Annotated in this window: 22 protein-coding genes; 13 read left to right on the top strand and 9 right to left on the bottom strand. The window is 57.4% G+C overall.

Features of this window, described 5'->3' with window-relative positions; genetic code table 11:
• Positions 1-262 precede the first annotated feature (262 nt).
• Positions 263-1,930, bottom strand: coding sequence for a recombinase family protein (locus tag HUV48_RS13070; RefSeq protein ID WP_176268244.1), 1,668 nt, complete (start codon positions 1,928-1,930; stop codon positions 263-265).
• The gene (locus HUV48_RS13065) at positions 1,923-2,465 is read right to left on the bottom strand and encodes a DUF2924 domain-containing protein (RefSeq protein ID WP_176268243.1); all 543 of its coding nucleotides are present in this window, start codon (positions 2,463-2,465) and stop codon (positions 1,923-1,925) included. Before HUV48_RS13065 ends, HUV48_RS13070 begins: the two co-directional genes overlap by 8 nt.
• Positions 2,466-2,977: 512 nt before the next feature.
• Between HUV48_RS13065 and HUV48_RS13060 the strand changes: the two genes are divergently transcribed.
• Genes HUV48_RS13060 through HUV48_RS13045 form a run of 4 tightly spaced genes read left to right on the top strand, consistent with a single transcriptional unit; the run spans position 2,978 to position 6,808 of the window.
• Entirely contained in the window at positions 2,978-3,346 is a 369-nt protein-coding gene (locus HUV48_RS13060) for a response regulator transcription factor (RefSeq protein WP_176268242.1), read from the top strand.
• The gene (locus tag HUV48_RS13055) at positions 3,346-4,353 is read left to right on the top strand and encodes a YaiO family outer membrane beta-barrel protein (protein WP_176268241.1); all 1,008 of its coding nucleotides are present in this window, start codon (positions 3,346-3,348) and stop codon (positions 4,351-4,353) included. Before HUV48_RS13060 ends, HUV48_RS13055 begins: the two co-directional genes overlap by 1 nt.
• A complete protein-coding gene (locus tag HUV48_RS13050) occupies positions 4,350-5,378 on the top strand; it encodes a HEAT repeat domain-containing protein (protein ID WP_176268240.1) in 1,029 nt (342 codons plus the stop codon). Before HUV48_RS13055 ends, HUV48_RS13050 begins: the two co-directional genes overlap by 4 nt.
• Complete coding sequence (locus HUV48_RS13045) at positions 5,375-6,808, top strand: glycosyltransferase family 2 protein (RefSeq protein WP_217906825.1); 1,434 nt, start codon at positions 5,375-5,377, stop codon at positions 6,806-6,808. Before HUV48_RS13050 ends, HUV48_RS13045 begins: the two co-directional genes overlap by 4 nt.
• Here HUV48_RS13045 and HUV48_RS13040 read toward each other — a convergent pair.
• The 4 genes from HUV48_RS13040 to HUV48_RS13025 all read right to left on the bottom strand — a co-directional run bounded on the left by HUV48_RS13040 (position 6,805) and on the right by HUV48_RS13025 (position 11,426).
• A complete protein-coding gene (locus HUV48_RS13040) occupies positions 6,805-7,077 on the bottom strand; it encodes an Hpt domain-containing protein (RefSeq protein ID WP_176268239.1) in 273 nt (90 codons plus the stop codon). The genes HUV48_RS13045 and HUV48_RS13040 overlap by 4 nt on opposite strands.
• A gap of 2 nt (positions 7,078-7,079) precedes the next feature.
• A complete protein-coding gene (locus HUV48_RS13035; RefSeq protein ID WP_176268255.1) occupies positions 7,080-7,439 on the bottom strand; it encodes a response regulator in 360 nt (119 codons plus the stop codon).
• Positions 7,439-9,532, bottom strand: a complete 2,094-nt coding sequence (locus HUV48_RS13030) for an ATP-binding protein (protein WP_176268238.1) — start codon at positions 9,530-9,532, stop codon at positions 7,439-7,441. The genes HUV48_RS13035 and HUV48_RS13030 overlap by 1 nt, the downstream gene beginning before the upstream one ends.
• Positions 9,533-9,662: 130 nt before the next feature.
• Positions 9,663-11,426 carry a hypothetical protein gene (locus tag HUV48_RS13025; RefSeq protein WP_176268237.1) on the bottom strand — a complete coding sequence of 588 codons (1,764 nt, stop codon included), beginning with the start codon at positions 11,424-11,426 and terminating at the stop codon, positions 9,663-9,665.
• A 315-nt stretch (positions 11,427-11,741) separates the two neighbouring features.
• Here HUV48_RS13025 and HUV48_RS13020 point away from each other — a divergent pair, with 315 nt between their 5' ends.
• From HUV48_RS13020 to HUV48_RS13010, 3 genes are all read left to right on the top strand, one after another.
• Positions 11,742-12,248 (top strand): hypothetical protein, encoded by a 507-nt coding sequence (locus HUV48_RS13020; protein ID WP_217906824.1) that lies wholly within the window; start codon positions 11,742-11,744, stop codon positions 12,246-12,248.
• A 374-nt stretch (positions 12,249-12,622) separates the two neighbouring features.
• The gene (locus HUV48_RS13015) at positions 12,623-13,366 is read left to right on the top strand and encodes a trypsin-like serine peptidase (protein WP_176268235.1); all 744 of its coding nucleotides are present in this window, start codon (positions 12,623-12,625) and stop codon (positions 13,364-13,366) included.
• Positions 13,367-13,515: 149 nt separating this feature from the next.
• Complete coding sequence (locus tag HUV48_RS13010; protein ID WP_176268234.1) at positions 13,516-14,115, top strand: hypothetical protein; 600 nt, start codon at positions 13,516-13,518, stop codon at positions 14,113-14,115.
• 392 nt (positions 14,116-14,507) lie between these two features.
• Here HUV48_RS13010 and HUV48_RS13005 read toward each other — a convergent pair whose 3' ends face one another.
• From HUV48_RS13005 to HUV48_RS12995, 3 genes are all read right to left on the bottom strand, one after another.
• Positions 14,508-15,530 carry a tetratricopeptide repeat protein gene (locus HUV48_RS13005; protein ID WP_176268233.1) on the bottom strand — a complete coding sequence of 341 codons (1,023 nt, stop codon included), beginning with the start codon at positions 15,528-15,530 and terminating at the stop codon, positions 14,508-14,510.
• Positions 15,531-16,011: 481 nt separating this feature from the next.
• Positions 16,012-16,929, bottom strand: coding sequence for an aspartyl protease family protein (locus HUV48_RS13000; protein WP_176268232.1), 918 nt, complete (start codon positions 16,927-16,929; stop codon positions 16,012-16,014).
• Complete coding sequence (locus HUV48_RS12995) at positions 16,926-17,420, bottom strand: nuclear transport factor 2 family protein (protein WP_176268231.1); 495 nt, start codon at positions 17,418-17,420, stop codon at positions 16,926-16,928. Before HUV48_RS12995 ends, HUV48_RS13000 begins: the two co-directional genes overlap by 4 nt.
• A gap of 74 nt (positions 17,421-17,494) precedes the next feature.
• On the opposite strand from HUV48_RS12995, the gene HUV48_RS12990 reads away from it, so the two are divergent.
• The 6 genes from HUV48_RS12990 (at position 17,495) to HUV48_RS12965 (ending at position 21,958) form a co-directional block, all read left to right on the top strand.
• Positions 17,495-17,638 carry a hypothetical protein gene (locus HUV48_RS12990; RefSeq protein WP_176268230.1) on the top strand — a complete coding sequence of 48 codons (144 nt, stop codon included), beginning with the start codon at positions 17,495-17,497 and terminating at the stop codon, positions 17,636-17,638.
• 34 nt (positions 17,639-17,672) lie between these two features.
• Positions 17,673-18,779: a sensor histidine kinase gene (locus tag HUV48_RS12985; RefSeq protein WP_176268229.1), complete on the top strand. Its 1,107-nt coding sequence runs from the start codon at positions 17,673-17,675 to the stop codon at positions 18,777-18,779.
• Positions 18,776-19,543 (top strand): LytR/AlgR family response regulator transcription factor, encoded by a 768-nt coding sequence (locus tag HUV48_RS12980; protein WP_176268228.1) that lies wholly within the window; start codon positions 18,776-18,778, stop codon positions 19,541-19,543. Before HUV48_RS12985 ends, HUV48_RS12980 begins: the two co-directional genes overlap by 4 nt.
• Before the next feature lie 134 nt (positions 19,544-19,677).
• Positions 19,678-20,712 (top strand): hypothetical protein, encoded by a 1,035-nt coding sequence (locus HUV48_RS12975; protein ID WP_176268227.1) that lies wholly within the window; start codon positions 19,678-19,680, stop codon positions 20,710-20,712.
• Positions 20,672-21,379 carry a hypothetical protein gene (locus HUV48_RS12970; RefSeq protein ID WP_176268226.1) on the top strand — a complete coding sequence of 236 codons (708 nt, stop codon included), beginning with the start codon at positions 20,672-20,674 and terminating at the stop codon, positions 21,377-21,379. The genes HUV48_RS12975 and HUV48_RS12970 overlap by 41 nt, the downstream gene beginning before the upstream one ends.
• 21 nt (positions 21,380-21,400) lie before the next feature.
• A complete protein-coding gene (locus HUV48_RS12965) occupies positions 21,401-21,958 on the top strand; it encodes a hypothetical protein (RefSeq protein WP_176268225.1) in 558 nt (185 codons plus the stop codon).
• The last annotated feature ends 154 nt before the right edge of the window (positions 21,959-22,112 follow it).

The following is a 22,112-nucleotide window of genomic DNA, read 5'->3' as shown; positions in this document are numbered from 1 at the left end:
TCCCGATCAAACGCTGCAAACGGTCGAAGATGGTGTCGAGATCGTCAGACCCTTGAGTAACCCAGCAGGGCTCACCACCTATTCCAAACAAACCAGCAATTCCGCTGCCTTGATAAAGGCGATGGATTTTGCGCCCGCACTTCCGGGGCTTTGCGCAAGCGAAGAGATGCGGTAACGGAAGTGGAGACGCAGTGACCCACCAATTCGCGGCGGAAATAGGCGGAGTTCTCCCGGGTCGATTTGGTGACCTACTGCGTGAATTTTAGAGGTTGGAAAAGCCGAGCGCTTCGCGTTGATTGGCAAAGCATACCGGCAGGTCGCCCATCCGCCACAAGCTGCGGGCGCTGAGGGCCTTGGGTTGATTCCCAACAAGGATACTGCGAATGATTGTGGGATCGAGATAGCTCAGCCTCGCAAGTCGCTGAAGGTGGCGTAGCCTGGTTGTCCTAGTCGACCGGACTGCTTCTTCGTCCATGTCGATCAGTTCTTCCCGAGCCGCGAACGCCCGTCCGAGCAGTTCGACGAGCCGGTTATCCTTGCTGAGCCCATTTGGCTCCGATGGCTGCAGGCGCATGCGAGCTTCGTGACCATAGTTCTGCCGATCAAGCGCAATACTGAACTTCGCTTCGGCTGCTTGATTGATCTCGGCATCAGCGAGGCCAAGCGCAGGTGGCGGTGCGAATGCGCCTTCAATCTTTTCCTCGCTGACGACTACGCGAAGCTGCAGTCGGGCGAGGATCTCGCTAGCCTTGCTTACAGGCAGTTGCTCAATGTTGGCCGCCAGCTGCTCCGCTGCCTCGAAAGCCATTTTCTTTTCGGCAGCAGACTTCGATGTCGTCAATTCCCGAATATTGGCACTGCTCTTAAGCCAGCTTGCAATTGCTTTTCGGATCGATTGCTCGATTTCGCTGGCAGGCAGCCTCAAGGCGAGCGTCTCGGCATTGTCATTCATGTTCGACGCATAGTAGGTATAGCGTCGCCCGTGGTTTTTCGTATGCGTGGGGGACATCGGGCGACCTCGGTCGTCGAAAATCATTCCCGCTAGCAACGCCAACCGACGCTTAGGCCCTGCAGATGAGCCGTGCGATGTCCGATCCCTGAGCTTCGTTTGGACAGCCTCAAAAGTCTCTCGATCGACAATCGCATCATGTTGGCCGGTAAATGTCTTTTCCTTGTGCCGGACCTGGCCAACATAGATGGGGTTGGACAGGAGGTGCTTGAGCGCGCCCCGTTTGATGGTGTTGCCGCCGCTTATCCTGCCACGTTTCGACACATGCCGCTTGCTTACGATCCCGTCGCGAGCAAGCTCTTCGACCAGCGCCTTGATTGAAACCGCTCCAAGGTAGCGGCGCATGATCTCGCGCACAGTCTCGGCCTCTTCGGGAATAACGACGAGCTTGCGATCAATTGCCTTATAGCCAAGCGGAACGCTGCCGCCCATCCACATGCCTTTAGCCTTGGATGCGGCAACCTTGTCCCGGATCCGTTCGGCTCCGACCTCGCGCTCGAACTGGGCGAAGGACAGCAGAACGTTGAGCGTAAGCCTGCCCATTGAGCTGGTGGTGGAAAATGCCTGCGTGACACTGACGAAGGAAGCCTCGGCCTCGTCGAGGACATCGACGATCTTGGCAAAATCGGCGAGGCTACGAGTAAGCCGGTCGATCTTGTAGACTACGACGACATCGACCTTGCCTGCCCGGACGTCTGCGAGAAGCTCTTGCAACGCTGGTCGTTCTATAGTCCCGCCTGAATGACCGCCGTCGTCATATAGCTCGGGCACCAGCGTCCATCCTTCGTGCTGCTGACTCATCACATAGGCCGCGCAAGCCTCACGCTGGGCGTCAAGGCTGTTGAAGTCCTTGTCCAGACCCTCATCGGTCGACTTGCGGGTGTAGATCGCGCAGCGAAGTTTTTTTTGAATCCTAGGCACCAGCAGCGACCTTCAACTCTTCCAGCCGAGGGCTGTGCAAACCGAAGAAGCGTGGTCCAGACCACTTTGCCCCGGTTATGTGATTGGCGACCGCCGTGAGCGAGCCGAACGTCTGTCCGCGATACTCACAGCCGCTTTCCAGTACGACGACCTCGTGTACCTCACCATGCCATGTTCTTGAGAGCCACGTGCCAGGCTTGGCTTCGGTCGACACACGACCTTCCTTTCGGCGCTTATCCCTGCGGCCCAATGCGCCAAGCCGTCGCAGCTCAGCCTGGGTCAGTTTGCCAGCGTCAGCCTCCTGTAGCTTTGCGGCCAAGGATCGTCTCATGAGAGCCAAGCCTAGAGCTGGCGGTGCTGGTCTCCCGAACCTGTTGCGCCATGCCACGCGAAGTTCCGGAGGGGTCATTTCTTCGAAGGCGGCGATGCTGTCATTGGTCTCCATGACCGCATGGATGCTCGATTGGCGGCACAAGTCGAACGCTTTCTGGAACCCTTTCCTCCTTCTAAAGAACTCGTGTTGCAGTTCGAGCATCGCGGACGATTTTGACCGCGAACTGATCGGCCATCTCTGCATAAGAATTGATATATTCACGAGGGATCACAGCGCCCTCGCATTGACAGTTAGTTCACTAACTGAAGGCCAGCAAACAACCGAAGTCGTCTTTTTCGTTGACGCTTCCACGCAAATCGCAAAGTTGGCTGCCGCGGTTCAATCCGTCGCTGATTGTCAGCTTTGCGCCCCAAATTCGGTCGTTAAAGTTTACTTAGCCGCACCCCGAAAGGTGACGTTCATAAAGGATTGGGCGCTAGGCCGCTACGTGACGGTATCTGTCTCTTGTCGTTCCTTTTTGCTCGGTATGCTAGTTTTACTCGTTCCTTCATCGATCTAATGCCAAAGATGCCAGCTGCCTAACTTCGCTCATTCGCTGAACAAGATTGCCGCCGTTAGCGGTCAGACCGCTGCGCCAAATTTCCGCAAAACGTTCAACGGATCTTTACCATACTGAACTAGCCTCCTGATCAGCGAAACGCTGGTCGGAAACAATGTACAAGATATTGATCGCAGACGATGAACCGATGATGCGGGAACTGCTGGAAGCGCGGCTCTCGCAGCGCGACTATTCTTCCATTTCGGCTGCCGACGGGCGCGAGGCGTTGGCGCGGCTTGAAGATTCGGATCCGGACGCCGTCGTCCTCGATGCCATGATGCCGGTTCACGACGGGTTCGAAGTCCTGCGGCAGATGCGCGCCAGCGCAAAGCATGCCGATACGCCGGTGATTATGCTTACCGCGCGCCGGGGCGAAAAGGATATCGTCAGCGCGCTCGAAATCGGCGCCAACGATTACCTCGTTAAACCTTTCATGCCCGAAGAACTGTTTGCCCGCCTCGCTAGGCTTCTGAAACGCACTTGATGCGCGCGCTCCTTTTTGGCGGCTGCGCCACGCTGTTCCTGGCTCACGCACCGGTTCTGGCTCAAGCTACAGCTTATGAGCGCGCGGTGACGGCGCGCCATGCCGGCCAACCGGCCGCCGCCGCTCAGCTTTTCGAAGAGTGGCTGACTGCCCACTCCGGCGATACCGACGCACTGGTGCAATACGGCTACGCGCTGCTTGCGATCGGGCGGATTGACGAAGCGGAGCAGGCATTCGCCCGCGTGCTCACGCTCGCGCCGGAATATGCCGATGCAAGCCAGGGTCTGGAGCGCGTTGCACAGCGTCGCGCGTCTGCGATGGAGGCGCGCAGAGCCTTCATCCAGATAGAAGGAGCGCTAAGCAAACTAAAGGGGGGCCAGAACGATTGGCGCGAGTTCGGCATTGCCGCTTCAGTTCCCCTGAACGCGCGCACGACCATCGACGCTCGCGGTACGTGGTACGAACGCTTCGAAACGCGCGATACCGAGTTTGGCGTGCTCGCGTCGCACCGGGCCGACGATGCCGTCTGGCTCCGGCTCGGCGGGTCATTTACCCCGTCGGCGGCCTTCCGGCCCGAGCACAGCCTTACTGCCGGGATAGACTTCCGCATCGCCAAACATACGATCGGCTCGTTCGACACCGCATACCAACAATTTCCGCCGCAAACCGTGTGGAGCTTCAGGCCTGGCGTCACCCAGTATTTCGGGGGCGGTCGCTATGCGCTTGCGGTTCATGCACGAGCGGTAGCCGCCGACGGAGCGGACATACTTGTCGGTGGGTCGCTGCAGGGCGACTACTTCGCCGACAGCCGTAGCCGGATTTTCGCCGGCTTCGCGACCGGACCGGAAACCGATCTCGGCGAAGTGCGTGATACGACGAGTTTATACGGCGGCGGGGAGTTCCCGGTTACGGACTCGATTTCGCTTTCGGGCAGCATTGCTCAGGAATGGCGTGCGGTGGGTCCGGACCGAACGGAAGGGCGCGTCGGCTTCAAGGTTTCGCTATGACTGCGCTGCGTTCGTTGTGGGAGTTGTCCTTGGCGCTCTGCCTTTTTGCCGCGCTGGCATTACTCTTACTGCTGTTCGCGCGACTGGCGGCTACGCGTTCAACCGGCAGGCGCGGGGCGGCTCGCACGCGTCTGCTACCGCTTCTACTGGACGGCGATACCGCGAAGCTTGAACGCCTTTCAGGAGTCAACCTTGAAGTCGCAGCCGAACTGTCGGTCGAGCTTGCGGAAATGACGCGGGGTAGCGAACGCGAAGAGCTTCTCGCTCGGGCGGCGGCGCTCGGCGTGCCGGCCTATCTTTCCAAACGCATGCGGTCGTTGTCGGCGCAAGTTCGGCTATCCGCAATTGAAGCACTTTCCATGTTTAACGATTGCCAGGCGGAGTCGTTGAAGGCGCTGGACGACCGCAACCCTGACGTACGCCTCGGCGCAGCCCTAGCGCTAGCACAACGAAGCGCGGCTCCGCCTCCACTAACCTTGCTGAGAAAGCTGAGCGCGGGTCAGGAAGAAAACTCGCTTCTGCTGGTATCGCTGATTGCAGACCTGGCAGAAACCGACGTCGAGGCCGTTGCTGGGCTCCTGTTCGAAAAGGACTTATCACAGCGTGCCAAGGTCGCTGCTATCGATGCCCTCGCTCAACGCGGTGGGGAGTATGCGCCACTGCTGACCTACATGGCGCGCAAAAGCATCGACGAATCCGATGTGCAACCGAGACTGTTCAGGGCATTAGGGCGTACGGGCCATCCGGCTGCCGCCAAAGCGATCATCGAAGGAATGCAAAGCGACAATTGGACCGTCCGGGTGGCCGCCGCCGAAGCGGCGGGCAAGGCAGGCATCCTTCAGGCAGCAGACCGACTTGGGGACCTCCTCGACGATAGCAACTACTGGGTACGATACCGAGCCAGCGAAGCACTGCTTCGCCTTGGGCCGCGCGGCATCCAGGTACTTCGCGCGGCCAGTGCTAGCGACGACGTGCTTGTGGCTGGCACTGCGACGAAGATGCTGCGGGAGGGCAAGGCGGCATGAACAGTTTCGATATCGCAAGTCCGCGAGACTGGATGGTCGCCAGCGCCGAAACGATTGCCAGCGTGGTCATCGTGACGGGGCTGCTGCAGACCGTTTTCTACTTCGTGCTTCTTCTTTATGCCGGTGCGGCGCTCGGAACGCGGCCGCCAGTTCTGCGCAGCGCGAGCTTGTGGCGGCGGTATTCGGAGCAAGCCCCTGCCATCTCGGTGCTCGCGCCCGCTTACAACGAAGAACTTTCCATAGTGGAGAGCACGCGCAGCCTGCTGGCACTGCAATATCCCGATTTCGAAGTCATCGTTATTAACGACGGATCGAAGGACGGGACGCTCGCCCGCCTGATCGCCGAATTTGACCTGATGCCGGTCGACCGATACGTGGATGCGGGGGTCAGTCACGCGCCGATCCGCGGTTTCTACGCCTCCCCGAAACTGCCGCGCCTGTTGGTGCTGGACAAGGAAAACGGCGGTAAATCGGATGCTCTCAACGCGGGCATCAACTGCTGCCGTACCGCGCTGTTCTGCGCGATCGATGCGGACTCGATCCTCGAATCCGATGCCTTGCTCCGCGTCGTCAGGCCCTTCATCGATCAACCCGATCTTACTATTGCCGCCGGCGGCACGATTCGCATCGCGAACGGATGCAAGGTCGATTCCGGCCGCATCACGGATATCCGGCTTCCGCGCAACTTCCTCGCGCTGGTCCAGATCGTCGAGTATCTGCGCGCCTTTCTCATGGCCCGCGTCGGGCTTAGCAAGATGCAGGCGCTGACTGTCATTTCCGGTGCGTTCGGCCTGTTCCGCCGCCGACACGTGGTGGAAGTCGGCGGATACAGCCACGGAACCGTTGGCGAGGACATGGAACTCGTCATCAAGCTGCACCGCCTGATGCGTGAGCGCGGGCAGGATTACCGGATCGATTTCATTGCCGAGCCGGTTTGCTGGACCGAGTGTCCGGAAAGTCTCTCGATCCTCGGTCGGCAACGCGCACGCTGGCAGCGGGGCTCGCTCGAATGTTTCGCAAAGCACAAGCGGATGCTGTTCAATCCGCGCTACGGGCGCATCGGGATAATCGGTTTCGGCCATATCCTGCTGGTCGATGTACTCGGTCCGCTGCTCGAAGTTCTGGGCTACATTCTTGTCCCGCTTCTGTGGGGCATCGGGCTACTGGCCCTGCCGTGGCTGCTCGCCTTTCTCGCCGTGACGTTCACGCTCGGAATCTTTCTTTCGATCGCAACGCTCGTGCTCGAAGAAATACAACTGCGCCGCTTTCCCAAAGCGAGAGAACTGGCGATCCTCGCCGGCATCGCGATCATAGAGAACTTCGGCTATCGCCAGCTTTCGAACGTGTGGCGGCTGCAGGGCTGGTGGCAGTTCGTCCGCAAACAGCAAAGCTGGGGAAATATGACGCGTAAGGGGTTCTCGACCAGCTAAGCCTGGAGGTCCGCAAGAAGCGAGTCCAGGCGTGCAGCTTCGGCATCGTAAACCTCGCCGCTTTCCGCGGCCTCCTCCAACGCCAGCGCCGCTTCCCCGATGTCGGTGTATCCGAACATCGGCGCAATTCCTGCCAGTTTATGCGCCTTCACGATGACAGCGTCGCAGTCCCGTGCTTTGCACGCCTCGGCAAGCTCCGCTCGATGCTGCTCGGCCTGCCCGGCGAACCGGGCTGAGAGCGCGTCCATCTTCGCGCGAAGATGGTCCACGATTAAAGCAACTCGCGCACACGCTGCGCCAGCGTCATTGGATCGAATGGTTTCGCGATCACACCGGTCGCATCCAGCGTCGCGAAACTGTGCATATCGCTTCGCTGGGCGCGTGCAGTCACGAAGATAACCGGAAGCGCGGCTATCGTATCCATCTGCCTTACGTGCGACAGCAGCCTCGGTCCGTCCATTTCCGGCATCATCACGTCAAACAGTGCAACGTCCGGCGGCCACTGCTCGATTATGCGCAAGGCTTCCATTCCTGACGAGGCCGTGCGCACTTCGAAATCGCTATCGAGAGACAGCGCCATTTCGGCGATCTCGCGAATGTCCGGTTCATCGTCGACATACAGCACTCGCATCACGCGGCCTGCCTGTCGCGCCGTTCGATCAGCGCCATGACCGTGTCGGAAAGATCCACAATCGATGCGCGGCTTTTCACGAGTACGCGATCGGCTCCTTCGTTATGCCGGGCATCGTCGATGGCGGTGAACAGTACGATCGGTAAGTGCGGATGGGTTTGCCGGCATTCGCGCACGAAATCGAGACCGCTTTCCCCGCCAAGACCGATGTCGACGATCACCGCTGAGAGTTGTTCTTTCGCGGTTGCCGCTCTGGCATCGCGCAAGGTGTGGGCCGGTACGATGATTGCTCGGCCGCCAAGAGCGCTGGCGACGACACTCAGGCAATCCGCATCGTCGTCGAGATGCAGTACGAGCGGGAGGTCTGCATCGAGTTGCTCCGTCCCGATCTCCTGCGCCATTGCCAACGGCAAGTCGAGGTAGAACTTGGTTCCGCCGCCCTCGCGGTCCGCAAAGCCGATTTCTCCGCCATGACGCCGAGCGATTTCGCGGGCAATCGACAGGCCAAGTCCCGTGCCCCCCTTGGCGCGGCTGTCAGAGGCATCGGCCATGGCAAACTTGCCGAAGATACGGCCCCGGAAAGCTGGCGGAATGCCCGCACCGCGATCGCATATTTCGATGCGCGAAAGACCCGCGTTCTGCGTGCAGACGATCTCGACCTCCGCGCCCTCGGGCGAGTGTTTGATTGCATTCGACAGAAGGTTCGTGAGCAGCTGCTCCAGGCGGTCAGGGTCGCCCATCACACAAAGCGGCCACGGAGCCATAGTGGTTTTGATGGTAACGCTGTGCTGCTCGGCGAACCCGGTCATGGCCTCGCATGTCTGGCGGATCAAAGGGCCGAGCTGCATGCGGCGGATGTCGAACTCCATTTTGCCGGATTCGATCTTCTCGATATCGAGAATGTCGTTGATGAGGCGAATAAGGCGTTCGCAATTGCTGTGTGCAATGCCGATGAGGCGGCGCGTCTTTTCTTCGAGCGGTCCTGCCGCTCCGCCCATGACGAGGCCGAGCGACCCGCCGATCGAGGTAAGAGGCGTCCGCAGTTCGTGGCTGACAGTCGAGACGAACTCGGTTTTCATCCGCTCCGCCTGCTTGCGCGCAGAGATGTCGCGGATCGAGGCAACGTAGTTCGTGTTGTTATCGTCGCTACCAGCATCTTCGACGCGGCTGATCGCGACTTCTGTTTCGAAGGTCGATCCGTCGCAGCGCTTTCCGACGAATTCCTGTTTTCGTCCGGCACCGTCGGCCCCGGCAACATCGACCGACGCGAGCCATGCGCGCGAGGCATCGGGAGAGAAAACATGCGCCATCAGAACGAGATTATGCTTTCTGAGCAATTCGGCCTCGGAATATCCGAACATACGGCTGATGCTGGGGTTCATTCGCACAATGTTGCCCTCCGCGTCCAACCAGAGCATTCCGTCCACCGCGCCATCAAACATTGTCCGTTGGCGAACGGCTAGTTGCTCCACCCTTGCCAAGGCTTGTCGCCGCTGCCGTATTGAACCCCCGACAAGCAAGGTAACAAGAGCAAGCAGGACCGCTAACCCAAGCAAAAGCAAAGTAACGGTGTACTGTACGTGCTCCCGGGATGCTGCTGCCGCGCTGGTTTGTTCGACGAGCCGAGCAGTTTCTTCCGCGTCCATCTCGGCAATGAGTGCGCGGATCTCGTCCATCATCGCGCGGCCATGCCCAAGCGCAATGCGGCGTCGAGCCAGTTCCGCGTTACCGTCGCTGACGTCGGTCGCGTTCTTCGCGGCATTGCGCAGCTGGCGTTCCGATGCCGTTATCAGTGCGTCGAGCTTTGCAAGCCGGTTTCGGTCGCTTCCGGCGCGGAGGCTCGCAAATGCCTCGTCGCGCCGCGGAACAGCAGCCAGATAAGGACCCAGAAAGTCGGGATTGCTGGTCAAGACGTATCCGCGCACGCTAGTCTCGACATCGAGATGAAGCGTCAGCAGCTGACCCAGCAGATCGCGCGTATCAACCGTACGTTCCGCGGTGGCACGCAGCTTGCGCACCTCTTCGAACTCCTGCGCAATCAAGAAATGAACGCCCAGCAACGAAAGCGGCACGAAGACGAACGCTATTGCCAAGATAGACGAGCGGAAAGCAGGCGATACGGACTTTGTGCTGACCATGCGACTTCACTTCTACAAGAGATAGCGCCTGTTTAATGCATTCTGATTGAAATCTGCTTAAATCTCCACGTAAAGTCAGGTCTATCTAGACATCTGATATAATACGAAGGCTCGATTGAAATTCATGACCACCCCTTGCGCGGTTCAGAACTAGATCTCTAACCCTTTTGCTGAAAACAAACGCAGGCAGGGATCGCCTTAACCTTTGATGCTCGGACTTGTTAAGAGGACGCGAGAAAGTATTTGCTAATAGCGAATTAACTTCTTCAAAGTTGGATGCTGATCGATGATCGAAACTGTCTAAGGCCATTAGTTCAGCAGAAGGGGACTGTTCTGCCGTAATAAGCGCTAAGAACATATAGAGTTTGAAAAGATCATCCGGAAGAGGGTGCGCATGAACCAACTGCTGAATGCGGTTTGCACGCTGCGGCTCGAGCGCGTCGTTGCTATCACATCCATAAGTTTCAATAATGAGTGCAAGTTCTAGAGCTGGAAAACTTTTCGCATTTTCGAGCGCTCGATCAGCAAACGGTTTGGCTACATCACACTCTCCGCGTGCCGTTAAAACCTTCGCAGCAAGAAAATTGAGATACGGATTTTCTGGATAGTCGTTGACCGCTTGACCGACCTCACGCCAGATTGAACTATCGACTTCAACCGCCATTCCATCTGTTGCTCGCTTCTGAATGTTCATCCAGATTTTTCGAGCAAGAAAGTAAGGATAATAGGGAGAATCGGGATATTCGCTCAAACATGTTCTTACGACGTCGGCGGTAAGTAGACCTTTAGCGTTCGAGTTTTCACTTAAGACAAAACATTCAAAATCATTTCGGCTGCGCGGCGGAATGCGTCTTGCTAAATCTTTACTTAATTGCCCCGCGGGTGAAACGAACCCTACAATATTATCGTATATTAATTGCCTGTCTTGGCTATGATTACCAGTCAGAATAATTCGACGTTCGTACAAGATTTTCCCTGCCTGATTGGTAAGCATTAGAGAAGCTTCATCTTCTTCCCCAAGACTGCGTTGTAGCACTACTTCGATTTTATAATCGCTTGTCGCAGCAGCGCTAGCAGCACGCTGGCTGATGAACGAACTTGCAATAATTTGGGTCAGATCGTTTCGAACCGCACCCTGTAGTCCGCTATGACTTTCCTTAAATTCATCTGAACCGAGAGTCATTACGGCAAAGCCTACGGACGGTAAAGACTGTCCTATGCCGCTCGACGCAGTAATCTTTTCTGAACTTTGCAGGATAGTAACGAGAATTCCGCTCAAGAGAATTACCGACAAAAGTACGCCGCTGCGAACAAACATGCGAAATCGGGGAATTGCTGATTTGTCTTCTGCAATCTCGGCACCAAGGGAAACAGTAGCGCAAGGTTGTTGCAATGAATGTTGTGGCAGTGCGGCTCTCTTCTTCGCAACCGAAGTCATTGCCGTTTGAGTGTCGGCATGTTCAAGCCACCGATGATGCTCTGTCGAATGCGCAGCCTTTAACGCACTAGGATGACCACCCACGAATTCCGGGTACGCCGTGTGCAGTTCAGCCATTCGAAGAAAGTACTCTCCAGGCTTGTTAAAGACACACAGATCTCTTTTTGGCAGGTGCTCGCTGTAATAGCTTTTCAGGGATTTTCGCAGCCGGGACATTGATGAGCGGACATAGCTATCCGAGCTCTCGTCGAATGTTTCATCCTTTCCAAGCGCTTCGACAGCGATATCGTATTGCGTTATCCGCGTCGTAGAGCCTTGAGCGCGTTCGCCCAAATATCGCAGTAATTCAGCTTGGCGTGGTGCTCTGACGAAAATCGGACTACACAAAATCTCCGCGATCTCATCGGCCAAACCCTCTCCGTAATGCATGGTGCGACCCTAATTGCCTACGACTCTGATTAAAATCTTGGTCTTTCAAATAGACTTGGATTGTTAACGCTCCGTAACTTCGTTGCAGCAACGTTGCATGTGAAATCCAAAAAAAGCCTTTGAGTCAGCAGTTTGCCACTACCGCAACGTTGCAACCGCTGCTTCAAACTCACCGCCAGCACGATTTTCCTCCATTATCCACAGCCATCCGATCGACGAGAACGTCAATTGGCCTGCGATAAAGCCATGTGGAGGAAATTTGTGGAAGAACGAAGGCTATCTGGCCGTAAGCGAACGATGTTTCAGCCGGCGTGCATCGAGATTGAAAGCCAAAATTACGCCGCACTGATCCGAGATTGCTCCGAACTGGGGGCGGGGTTTGAAGGTGATCTTCATCTTAAGGAAGGTCAGCCTCTGCGCTACCGGTGGGGAAACGAGAGTTTCTATGATGCTGTCGTTACATGGGTAAAGGGCCACCGGTTCGGCGTAGAAGATCTTCGCGGCAAATACGAAAATTCAGAGCGGAAGCCATTCAATTACAGATCAGTTCGGATCCCGACGTCCCGCGCCGCTGAAGTCTACATCAGAGGCATTCGAGAGAGCGGTGAACTTTTGAATGTATCTCAGCGCGGATTTTGCGTGCTGCTGCAAGATGCGCTTGAACCAGGCACGCTCGCAACCCTCAAAGTCGGGCCGAACGAAATCGAAGCCGCTACCCTGAAGTGGGCAGATGGTGACCGCTTCGGTTTCATAGCACCGAACCCCTTACGCATTGAACAAATGTCAGCTTTACTCGCTGTTTAACTGGAGTATTTAAAAATGTATGTAGCTGGCACTTTAAAACAAATTGATCTTTTGGCTATGGCTCCCGCAGATCTTGCCGCGATGCGAAGCGCTTGTTTACGTAAATTGCAAGAACTTCAGCCGAGCCGTTCCACCGACAAGAGTTCTTACCGGGAATGGAAAGCCGTTCTCTTAGCAGTCGACTCTGCTCTAGGATTTTGAGGTGTCTACTAGTCACTTTAAGCCTTCCCAACGATGGCGGAAGATCATCTGAACCTTCGGACCTGCGTCAACCGAGTCTTTGCCTCAATTACGGCAATACGAATTAAGCGATCAGCGTTTCATCCTTGCCAACGCATTCTGATGCTTTTGATCGCCAGAGCTAAGGAAATTTGATGATTAGAAAAATAGCCGCGCGGCTAATGTCGCGTTACGGCCTGCGTCTGCTTGGCCTGATGCTACTGAACAGCAACACTGCGCATGCGCAAACCTTGCTTAACGTGCGAGAAAACAGCTATAGAGCGGCGGGCATAGGGCAAATTGTTTGTGGTGACCGGGGGCGCCAATACGTTTCCACCGGCAGCGTTTTAAGTGACCGATTAACCGTACTTACTGTCGCGCATTTCAATATTCAGCGCGGGCGTTCTTATGAAGTGGATGTCGGCAAATGCGAATTTCGCTTAATCGACAAAAAGGGATACGCCGTCTTCCGCTCTAAATTCTCAATTTTAGAGCGCGGAGGGGGTTTGGATCTGTTAAATGTCACTCGCGCAGTGGACTGGGCAGTGCTTCGCTTGGCGATGCCTGTCCCTCGCTCGGCAATACCATTAGAGTTGGGAGCCAAAACAACGTATTACGATCCGAACATAAAGTACGACTTGGTTGGGTTCGCCGTGGAGTTTGATAATTTCAAATCTCTGTTCGTAAGCGAGCACTGTGATCCGACGAAAGAGAGTGAAAACTCGCTCGTAACCCTACATAATTGTTGGTCGGGACCAGGTGCGAGCGGCGCTCCCATTGTTACCTTTGACGGCGAAAGATTGACTCTCGTTGCAATTCATGCAGCAACGGCCGATGACGAAAAGGTGGGTGTGCAAATTGCCGGTAGATTGCGAGACGTGCTTGATAAAGTCCTTTGATTTAAGGTTGTGGCAATACGATTTCAGCCGGTGCTTTCTCCGGGTCTCATGCATTGGCCGATAACACATCAACGAAGTTTGCTTTTTGAAGCCCCGATGCAATAGCAATAGCAATAGGAAGAGCACTATCGCTGAGTTGGAGATAACTGATGCAATCGTACAAGGTCTATGGATATGTACTGTTGGTCCTGTCTATCAGTTCAGGCGCTCTCGCCGCGAGTTTCGTAGTTCGAGAAATTGTAGGGGGGAATGCGCCGCAGGATACTAAGGCTGCGTCCAACTCTATTACCTTTGTTGAGTGGACCCCGTCTAGAGATGCACTGCCACCACCAAGATTTTGGCAGTGTACCGGCCTGCTTGACGAATACCGAACTTTCTTGGAAGCGGGGAATGCTGCTGCGGATTGGAAGTACGCTGGGGCGGAATACGTCTACGCAGAGAACACCGACGAACAGGAATTCTACAATTGGAATGATTTCCTTACGTGGGCGCGCGAAAATGGATGTAACAATCCAGCCATTGGGACAGACGAATTCGCGGCTTTACCTTCTGGGCTCGGTGCGGCAATTGCGGGAGGTTCTGGCGCTGCTGCGGCCGGTACGATCGCTGCAGTGTCTAGTAATGAGCAGAATTCTTCATCAAATGAGTCACCTCCAAGGCTTCTCGATCCGGTAACGCGCGACCCGATAGATATTATAAACGATCCAGATTTCGTCTTTCCGCCGTTGCGGAATGATAGTCCGGGCTGAAGAGATAAAATTCGACGTTCTACTTAGGCGAGCGTTGTGTCTGATGGAGTATGTCGACACGATACCAGTAGCGTAATCGCTTAGAGCGCATCGTCGGCTACCTCAGTTTGACCCGCTAATTCAACACGTCATTTACATCTTAAACTCTAAGCTTAACTGCTTTGCGTTATCAAGCTGTACGTTCGGTTGCTTCTTAGCTGATCTATAATAAATGAGGCTGTGTCCTTATAAGCGTTATTGAGTGATGTGGTAGCAGAGTTTAAATCTTTGGTCTGTTATATTCATATAGCGAGAAAATATCGACTAGGTCTTATGTGATAATGGTTGTTGTGTAGTATATTTAGCGTGTAGCAGCTGCCACTTCAGGGGGCTTGCGATAGTTAGTTCCTGTCTCATTCAGTCTTGCTTATGCTAATATTATTTAATTTTGCATCGACTGCATTGGCATCTAGCCAAACAATGAGCGCCAAATCCCGACACGCTCGCGCAGGAACGGTTACGGGATTCGCTCTAAAGGGCTGAGGAGCTTTCGCGGTCAGGGATCCACAGCTCACCGTTGCAGCAAACAATTCCTCGTCAGAAAAGTTAATTGTATAACGTCCTGCATTCAAATTGATCGGCTGAGTAAGGATGGGGCGGGGAGCAGGCGCGCGATTGGAAAATACGAAACCTTTCTCGCGTTGCGAGATCAGAACGTCTCCGGTCGGAATTCTGCGCCAGCCAACGATGGGATCATCTTCGCCCCCAACGCGAGTAAAGTTCATGTCGACTATTGGTGATTTTGTGAGTGAACGCTGGCATTGGTTGTAAAAAACTGCTTCTGCTTCAGCGCGCCATTCCCTTTGCATTAGTGCGTGAACGATCGGCGTTATTGTTTGACAGCCCCAATCATTTTCTTTCTCCTCACCTAAGTATTTCGCGCGCCTTGCCAATACGTAGTCATCTTCGGGCCTGAAAAATGAATTCGCCCAGTTAGGTTTATTGCGAATAGCCTCACGCAATGCACGTCTTCCAGCCACAGTTTTCTCAATACTTTCTAAAATCTTTGTAATAGACCGTGGCTCCGGTCGTTGTTGCAACACGAACTCATAATGATACATGGCGTCATTATAATTTTCTTGCTTCTCAGCGTGATCGCCAAGAACTATCTGCGAATATGATGCACGAGGATTAGCATCTGCTGCTAGTTGGAAAGCTTTTAGAGCTTTACGGCGGCTGCCATCCTTCCATAACAATTTACCGAGGTTTTCCAACGCTCGCCAATCGGACGGGTCACGAAGCACGTTGTCTTCAGCTTCAGCAAGCGTGGCTGGCTGTGTTTTCTTGTCACTGGTCCTTTCGATATAGCTCCATATTGCTCCAGTTGAATATAAAAGACAAAAAAGCAGAACAATTACTATTTTTATATTCTTCATTCGTTCAATTGACCTTCGGTTTTTAAACCATCCCATCGCTTGCCAATTCTGGTGGCCGAAGCGGCGGCTAATTGAAGCCGGAGAAAAGGTAAGTTTAAAGGACTTTGCGTGAGATTCCGTTCATAGATCGCCAAACTCCGAACCAGACCGCGTTTTCGTTGGTTTGGACTGTGCGTCGAGCGGCATTTACTGCCAAAATTGGTCGGGCAACCAGTATTCTCTACGGATCGGTACGCTAGATGCTCGCAGGCAAGCGCTCAAGCCAAACCTACACATGTACTCGCAATATCTTGTCGAGAGGCCGCTTTGGGCAAAATTTTTCCAAAAGCGGACAGTCCGAAACCGGCCCATTCTCTGCCGTTCTGCAATGCGCCCTCCTTTCAGCTGTTCGCCAGACCAAAAGGAAATCACGAAAGTTGACGCTTGGACGCCATCGAGTGGAAGAAAGAAACTCCGCAACTCTCGGATCCAAGGCCCAAGTTTAAGGACCCGCAAGTTCGGCTGCATCCTGCATTTGAGGATGCGCGATAAGAATGTGCTTGCGCGGATGATCGATCGCGAAACGCCGGTCGGCGAAGGCATCCATCCCCAGGATAAGCGCCGGCGTGTCGGCAAACCCGATAACCTGGAAGATCGGCAGGTCCCCGATGCGCACCTTTGCATTAGTCCAGCTGCAATCACCGATGCGGACTTCCGGAACGATGGTGCTTTTGAGCAGCGTTCCCGATTGTACGGTCGCTCCCTTTGCTGCACCGGCGGTTGCAAGAGCAGGGTCTTCCGGGGCGAAGCCGAGCAGGCGCGCCGCCGCCCAGTTCAGTACGGTGCCCCGCGCGCCGGTATCGACCAGCGCACTCATGCTCCAACCGCCGATCGCAACAGTGACAATCGGCGCCCCCGCTTCGTCTATGTGGATCGGTATCGGCGCGATGGTCCTCGCCTCGAACGCCGAGGAAGGCCTTTCGGCAAGCGACCATGTCCGGTTTGGAACATCGATCTCGAGCACATATTGCGAAAGGATGTCGGCGCCCAGGACACCGTCGACCTCAAGCGCGTCCACCGGCCCCGGGGGTAGGAGGAATGCGAGCATATCGGTATGTGTGCGGCCCTGCACCGTCACGCTCGAGAGCTTGACCGCCTCCACCTGCGCCGCGCCACCGGCCCCCTCGAGCGACTGCGAGGAAACGGGTTCACCCACATCGGGAAGCGCTGAGCGCAGCTGCGGCAGGATGTTGGTATTGCTGGCACCAGTATCGACGATGAACCGATAGGGGCCGTGCTCCTCGATCATGACTTCGCCGATGGGCAGTCCATTTGACAGCACCTCCAGCGGCTCTTCCGCGAGCGCCGGGGCGGCGAAGGTGGTCGCCGCTAATGTAATGAGCAAAGCGATCCGGTTCATTGGGTGTCCTTCCGGGCGCGCTTGGGGACCCACAGCGCGTTGACGATCAGCCAGTCCTTGCCGAAGCGAGCGAGCTGGAGGTGGTCCGAAAACCACGGCGTATCTATCCGGGCGATGGCCACCTCGTTATCGTGATAGACGAGCGTGACGGTACGGTCCCACAGTCGGCGCGGCTGCTTGAGTTCGCCGCGTACTGTGAGCGCTATCAGCTCGTCTGCCGTCATCCGTCGAAGGGGAAAGGATTCGCGTTCCGTGCCCGGCAAGGCCGCACGCTTGGCGAGATCGGGGTGAAGCGCACGCGCGACCCGGGGCGCATTCCCTTCCAGCTGGCCGTCGATATAATCGTGCAGCCGTTCGCGGATCTTCGCCTCGTCTGCTTGCGCGATTACGGGCAGATCTTGCGCTACGGCCGGAGCCGCGGGCGCCAGTGCCAGGAAGATGGCGAAAACGACCGGCCTGCCCGGGAGGGGGATTGAGATAGGTGACGACATGGAATGCTCCGTGCTGGTTGTCGCCTTCATCCCCCGTCCTGATTGGCCGATCTACGCTTGCTCGCCGGAACACGATGGTCATGCGCCGGGGCGGGCTCGATCGCGACGAAGGCGGACGTGGGCACGACGAAGCGGGACTTCGCGCCAAGCTGCGCCAATCGCCTAATGCCGCCAACGATGCGACGGGGCGGGACGCTTTCCTTTGCAAGGCAGGCTAAAGCAGGCCCGAAACGCAACCGCGGCGAGACTTCTATGATCCTGTCCCGAACCACATCCCAGGCGCTGAGGCTGACCATCCTTATCTGGATCTTGTCAGGCCTACTCTACGTGCTTCCCGCGCATTTCGTCGGCGAGGTCGTGAACGCCTATTATCTCGCCACCATGGCGCTGGTTTGCGTCGCTGGCGTCTGCCTGTCCGTGATCCTGCTCGCCGTTGCATGGCGGGTGCGCCAAGCTGTGGTCACCCGGCGTATTCTTGTCATGGTGGCCGCCATCGCGCTCGCCTCGGCGACGCTCGCGTTCCTCGATGCAGCGTTTGCCGGCCTGCTTGCCGAATTGTTCCGCCATGACGCGGGTCGCCCGGGCTTCTGGATGCGGATGACCAACAACTTCTCGGCCTTCACCTGGCAGTTCGCGCTTCTCGGGGCGGTCTATGCCGTGCTGCAGACCAACGACATCGCCCGGATGCGGGAGCGACAGCTGATCGAAGCGCGCGCCGCAGCCGGGGAGGCGCGGGCCGCAGCCGAGGCCGCCCGGCTCGCGGCGCTGCGCTACCAGCTCAATCCGCACTTTCTGTTCAACACGCTCAACGCGGTCTCTTCGCTCGTCGTCAATCGACGCAACGCGCAGGCCGAGGAGATGCTATCGCGGCTGTCCGGCTTCCTGCGCAATACGCTGACGAGCGACACCGGATCGCTCACCACGGTCGACGAGGAACTAACGATGCTGCAATCCTATCTCGAGGTCGAGAGCAGCCGTTTCGGGGACCGGCTGGAAGTGGAGTTCGTTTGCGAGCCCGTTGTGCGGGACATCGAGATACCGAGTTTCATCATGCAGCCCTTGGTCGAGAACGCGGTAAAGTACGGCGTGGCCCGAACCCGGCGAAAGGTGACGATCACCATACGAGCGGAAGTGGACGGCGATTTCCTGCACCTGTCGGTCGAAGACGATGGAGTGGCACGGCAAGATGCCGACCCTGTGCCCACGACCGGGGTCGGGTTGCGCAATGTGCGCGAGCGCCTCGAAGGTCTCTACGGCGCGCGGGCCGCTCTGATCACCACTGCGGGCGAATGCGGTTTCGTCGCCGCTATCCGGCTGCCCCTCGGCAACCTGCAGGCCGTGCGCGGGGAGGCGGCATGAGCCTTTCCGTCCTCCTCGTCGACGATGAAGATCTCGCCATCGAACGTCTAACGACCTTCTTTCAGGATATCGAGGGGGCCGAGATCGTCGGCGTCGCCCACGATGCCGATGGCGCGGCCGAGGCGATCGAGCGGCTGAAACCGGATGTGGTGCTGCTCGACATCCAGATGCCCGGGCGCAGCGGCATGGCGCTGGCTGCAGACCTGCCGATCGAGACCCGGCCGGAGATCATCTTCATCACCGCGTTCGAGCACTATGCCCCCGATGCGTTCGAGGTAGAGGCTGCGGACTATCTGCTCAAGCCCGTGCGGCTCGATCGTCTGCGGCAGGCGATGACCCGGGCGATCCGGCGATATCGGCTGCGCAATTCTGCACAGTTCGATCCCGCAGAGGCTGGACAGACGGGCCGGGCCGATCCCGGCTATGTGCGTGAATTGTGGGTTCCGGTCGCAGGCGGCGCGACGGTGCGCGTCGCGATCGAGGACATTGACTGGATCGAGGCGGCCAAGGACTATGTCATGCTGCACACGGCCCTGCGAAGCTATCTTCATCGCATCTCGATGAGCAGGCTCGAACAGATGATCGATCCCGCCCAACTGATACGGGTGCACCGCTCCACCTTCGTCAACCCGGCCCTAGTGAGCGAGGTTCGGCGTCTGGGCAAGGGCCTTATCGCCCTGGCGCTGCGCGACGGTGCCGTGGTCCCGGTCGGCCCGAGCTACAGCAAGGAGGTGCTCGCAAGACTGCAAGGCAAGGTGAGCTGACCGGCGGTCGTGCCGATAGCGGCTTTCGTCGCACCAGTGCGTTCCTGGCAGCGCCAGACCCATCCCTTGTCGCAGTAGCACCGCAGCAACCGGGCCGACTTGCTACGAGCCCTTCCATCGGAAGGAGTTCGAAAATGCGTTCCAATCACGTTTTCCTCATGGCCGGATCGGCGATCCTGTTCGCACTGGCCGCACCCGCACCTGCATTCGCGCAAGGCAATCCCTGCGATCCGCCATCCAAGGCAGCCGAGCCGAAAAAGAAGAAGCGTGGCCTGGGCGGCCTTTTCGGTGCGCTCAAGGGTGCGGGCATCGAAGGCTCGATCGCAGGCGCGCTTCGCGGCGACGGCAACCTGAAGGCCGATCTTCAAGACGCCGCCCAGCGCGCTGTGATGAGCGCCGCAGAGGAAGCCGTGCGCGCCGAAGCATGCCGCAGCGTTCCGGAAGGTGCGGACGAGATGGCCGCAGATACGACGGCCCAAGGGCTTGACGAAACGATAAGCGAGCCTCGGCCGACACCATCGAAACCGGACTTCCGCTATCCCGTGCAGGCGATGATTCCAGCAGAGAAGCAGGCTGAGTTCGCGGCCTATGCCGCTCTTGGCGAAGTGCGCTGCACCGGTTGCGAGGGCGGCACCACCAACCAGGGCTGGTTCAAGCCGATGCTGGCGGACGAGATGCGCGAACTCGGGACCAATCTGCACGACGCCATGCTGACGTGGGCGCCGGGCCAGGGCGCCGAGTGGAAGGGAACCGATGTGAACGGCTCAATCACCGCGGAAGGTGAGATCATGATGGGCGGCTTATCGCGGGGCCAATGGAGCAGGTGGCGTGTGGCGGGACGAACTGACCGGCGAAAGCGGTCTTGTTGGCTGGACGATGTCTGCCGATGGGCAGACCCTGTTCGGCTCCTACGTCGCTATGAACCCGATCAGCCGGCTTTGGGAGGGGAGAGGTGGCTGGACCGGCTCGCGCACAGGCCTTGCTCTCGAGCCAGAATTGCCGCTGGTCGAGGACGCACTGTTCGATCTCTACTCCGGGCCATGGAAGACGCAATTCGGCACGGTCGAGATTCAACGCTCCGGCAAGGGCGCCACCGCCTCCTTCCCCATGTCGAGTGGCGAGCCTTACGTGACCGTCCTGAAGGCGTCGAGCGATGGCAGATCGCTTGAAGGCGTGCTGCGCAATTCTGGATTCGGGTATCGGAAATTTCGCCTCGTGCTGAGTCCCGACAAGGCGGATTTTGACGGTGTGGAGATAAATGCCACGACCGGAGAGGCCTGCTACTCACTTTTTACCGGCTACAGCGAAGAACGCCGCCAAGCGGCCCATGACAGCGCAGAGCCGACACCGACGCCGGCACCGGCACCGGCTCCGGCTCCGGACATCAACCCGGAGCCTACCTCAGACCCGCAGCAAGGGCCGGTCTCGCCAACGCCGACACCAGTCCCGGTTCCTCTGCCTCCAGCACCGGCACCGGCTCCCACCACAGGCTTCCAGTCGCTGACGAAATACGACGTGCGGGTGGATCGCGTGGTCGTGGCGCGCGACGCGCAACGGATCGACGTCTTCGTCACGTTGAAAAACCCAACCAGTTCGCCGCTCTACGCCACGTCGGGAGCTCTCATGGTCCGGCTCGAGGATAGCGACGGAGTTGGCAAGGTGAACGGCCAGATCCTGCGTCCGACGCCGGAGGGGCGCACCCACTTCGCCTCCACTCCCGCGATCGAGCCGGGCGGCGAACTCAAGGCGAAGTACAGTTTTCATCCTGACGCCGGCGCCAGCCCCGCGCGGGTCACCATCAGCGAAGGTGACAAGCGCGCGAGCTTTGGCGTCTGACCTACAGAAAGAGACACGAAGATGAGAAAAACCATAACGACTATTTCGGCGACCGCTTGCGCCGCTGCCATCGCCGTCGCGGCTGCTGCGCAGACCCCGAGTCTCCCCGTGGGAACGTGGTCGCAAGCCAGCTCGGGGCTGGAACTGGTGCTTGTCTCGCGGATCAAGTTGAGCCCGAATGTCGGAGTATCGATGGGAACGAGCCTGGGCGGATCGGTCGGTTACGGCTCGATGACGCGGACCGAGATCGTGACCGAGCCGACCTTGCTCGACGTCGAGCGCCGCATGACGCTTACGATCGAATCTGACGGAGACTTCACCTGGCTTACCGTGCGCGAGCACGCCGAGGGGAACGATTGCACCCGTACAGTACGTCAGACCAAGCGTGGCCGGGCGCTCGTGGCAGGAGATAATCTGGTATTGTCAACGAGTGAGGGTCGCGAGAGCTTCAGCAGCAGCTGCGGCGAAAGCGGCGAGACGGACTTGGTCGCAGGCACCGAAAGCTATCCTTTGCACCGCGAGACCGGCCGCATAGAATTGCGCAGCGAGACCGGGACCTGGAGCTTCGTTCGGTCCTGACTTTCCGCCTACGATCGAAATTCGGTTACCCGCTCAAAACCGTGCCCGCCCCACAACGATTTGCGCGCGCCACCGACCTTTTTACATTAGCTGTGCAACCAATCGCATCGGAGTTTCCCATCATGGACCATAATCTCCCCGCAAAGCAGCCCCG

Origin of the sequence: Qipengyuania atrilutea, assembly GCF_013370205.1 — a bacterium.
GTDB lineage: Bacteria > Pseudomonadota > Alphaproteobacteria > Sphingomonadales > Sphingomonadaceae > Actirhodobacter > Actirhodobacter atriluteus.
The sequence above is the reverse complement of the archived record's forward strand: the minus strand, read 5'-3'. Positions and strand labels throughout refer to the sequence as shown.

What these genes read in the sequence shown, in the direction of transcription:
- HUV48_RS13010 (WP_176268234.1), top strand. Translation starts at nt 13,516, where the DNA reads ATGCAATCGTACAAGGTCTATGGATATGTACTGTTGGTCCTGTCTATC.
- HUV48_RS13020 (WP_217906824.1), top strand. Translation starts at nt 11,742, where the DNA reads ATGTTTCAGCCGGCGTGCATCGAGATTGAAAGCCAAAATTACGCCGCA.
- HUV48_RS13005 (WP_176268233.1), bottom strand. Translation starts at nt 15,530, where the DNA reads ATGAAGAATATAAAAATAGTAATTGTTCTGCTTTTTTGTCTTTTATAT.
- HUV48_RS12980 (WP_176268228.1), top strand. Translation starts at nt 18,776, where the DNA reads ATGAGCCTTTCCGTCCTCCTCGTCGACGATGAAGATCTCGCCATCGAA.
- HUV48_RS13060 (WP_176268242.1), top strand. Translation starts at nt 2,978, where the DNA reads ATGTACAAGATATTGATCGCAGACGATGAACCGATGATGCGGGAACTG.
- HUV48_RS13050 (WP_176268240.1), top strand. Translation starts at nt 4,350, where the DNA reads ATGACTGCGCTGCGTTCGTTGTGGGAGTTGTCCTTGGCGCTCTGCCTT.
- HUV48_RS13015 (WP_176268235.1), top strand. Translation starts at nt 12,623, where the DNA reads ATGATTAGAAAAATAGCCGCGCGGCTAATGTCGCGTTACGGCCTGCGT.
- HUV48_RS12985 (WP_176268229.1), top strand. Translation starts at nt 17,673, where the DNA reads ATGATCCTGTCCCGAACCACATCCCAGGCGCTGAGGCTGACCATCCTT.
- HUV48_RS13065 (WP_176268243.1), bottom strand. Translation starts at nt 2,465, where the DNA reads ATGCTCGAACTGCAACACGAGTTCTTTAGAAGGAGGAAAGGGTTCCAG.
- HUV48_RS12975 (WP_176268227.1), top strand. Translation starts at nt 19,678, where the DNA reads ATGCGTTCCAATCACGTTTTCCTCATGGCCGGATCGGCGATCCTGTTC.
- HUV48_RS12965 (WP_176268225.1), top strand. Translation starts at nt 21,401, where the DNA reads ATGAGAAAAACCATAACGACTATTTCGGCGACCGCTTGCGCCGCTGCC.
- HUV48_RS13035 (WP_176268255.1), bottom strand. Translation starts at nt 7,439, where the DNA reads ATGCGAGTGCTGTATGTCGACGATGAACCGGACATTCGCGAGATCGCC.
- HUV48_RS12995 (WP_176268231.1), bottom strand. Translation starts at nt 17,420, where the DNA reads ATGTCGTCACCTATCTCAATCCCCCTCCCGGGCAGGCCGGTCGTTTTC.
- HUV48_RS13045 (WP_217906825.1), top strand. Translation starts at nt 5,375, where the DNA reads ATGAACAGTTTCGATATCGCAAGTCCGCGAGACTGGATGGTCGCCAGC.
- HUV48_RS13000 (WP_176268232.1), bottom strand. Translation starts at nt 16,929, where the DNA reads ATGAACCGGATCGCTTTGCTCATTACATTAGCGGCGACCACCTTCGCC.
- HUV48_RS12990 (WP_176268230.1), top strand. Translation starts at nt 17,495, where the DNA reads ATGGTCATGCGCCGGGGCGGGCTCGATCGCGACGAAGGCGGACGTGGG.
- HUV48_RS13055 (WP_176268241.1), top strand. Translation starts at nt 3,346, where the DNA reads ATGCGCGCGCTCCTTTTTGGCGGCTGCGCCACGCTGTTCCTGGCTCAC.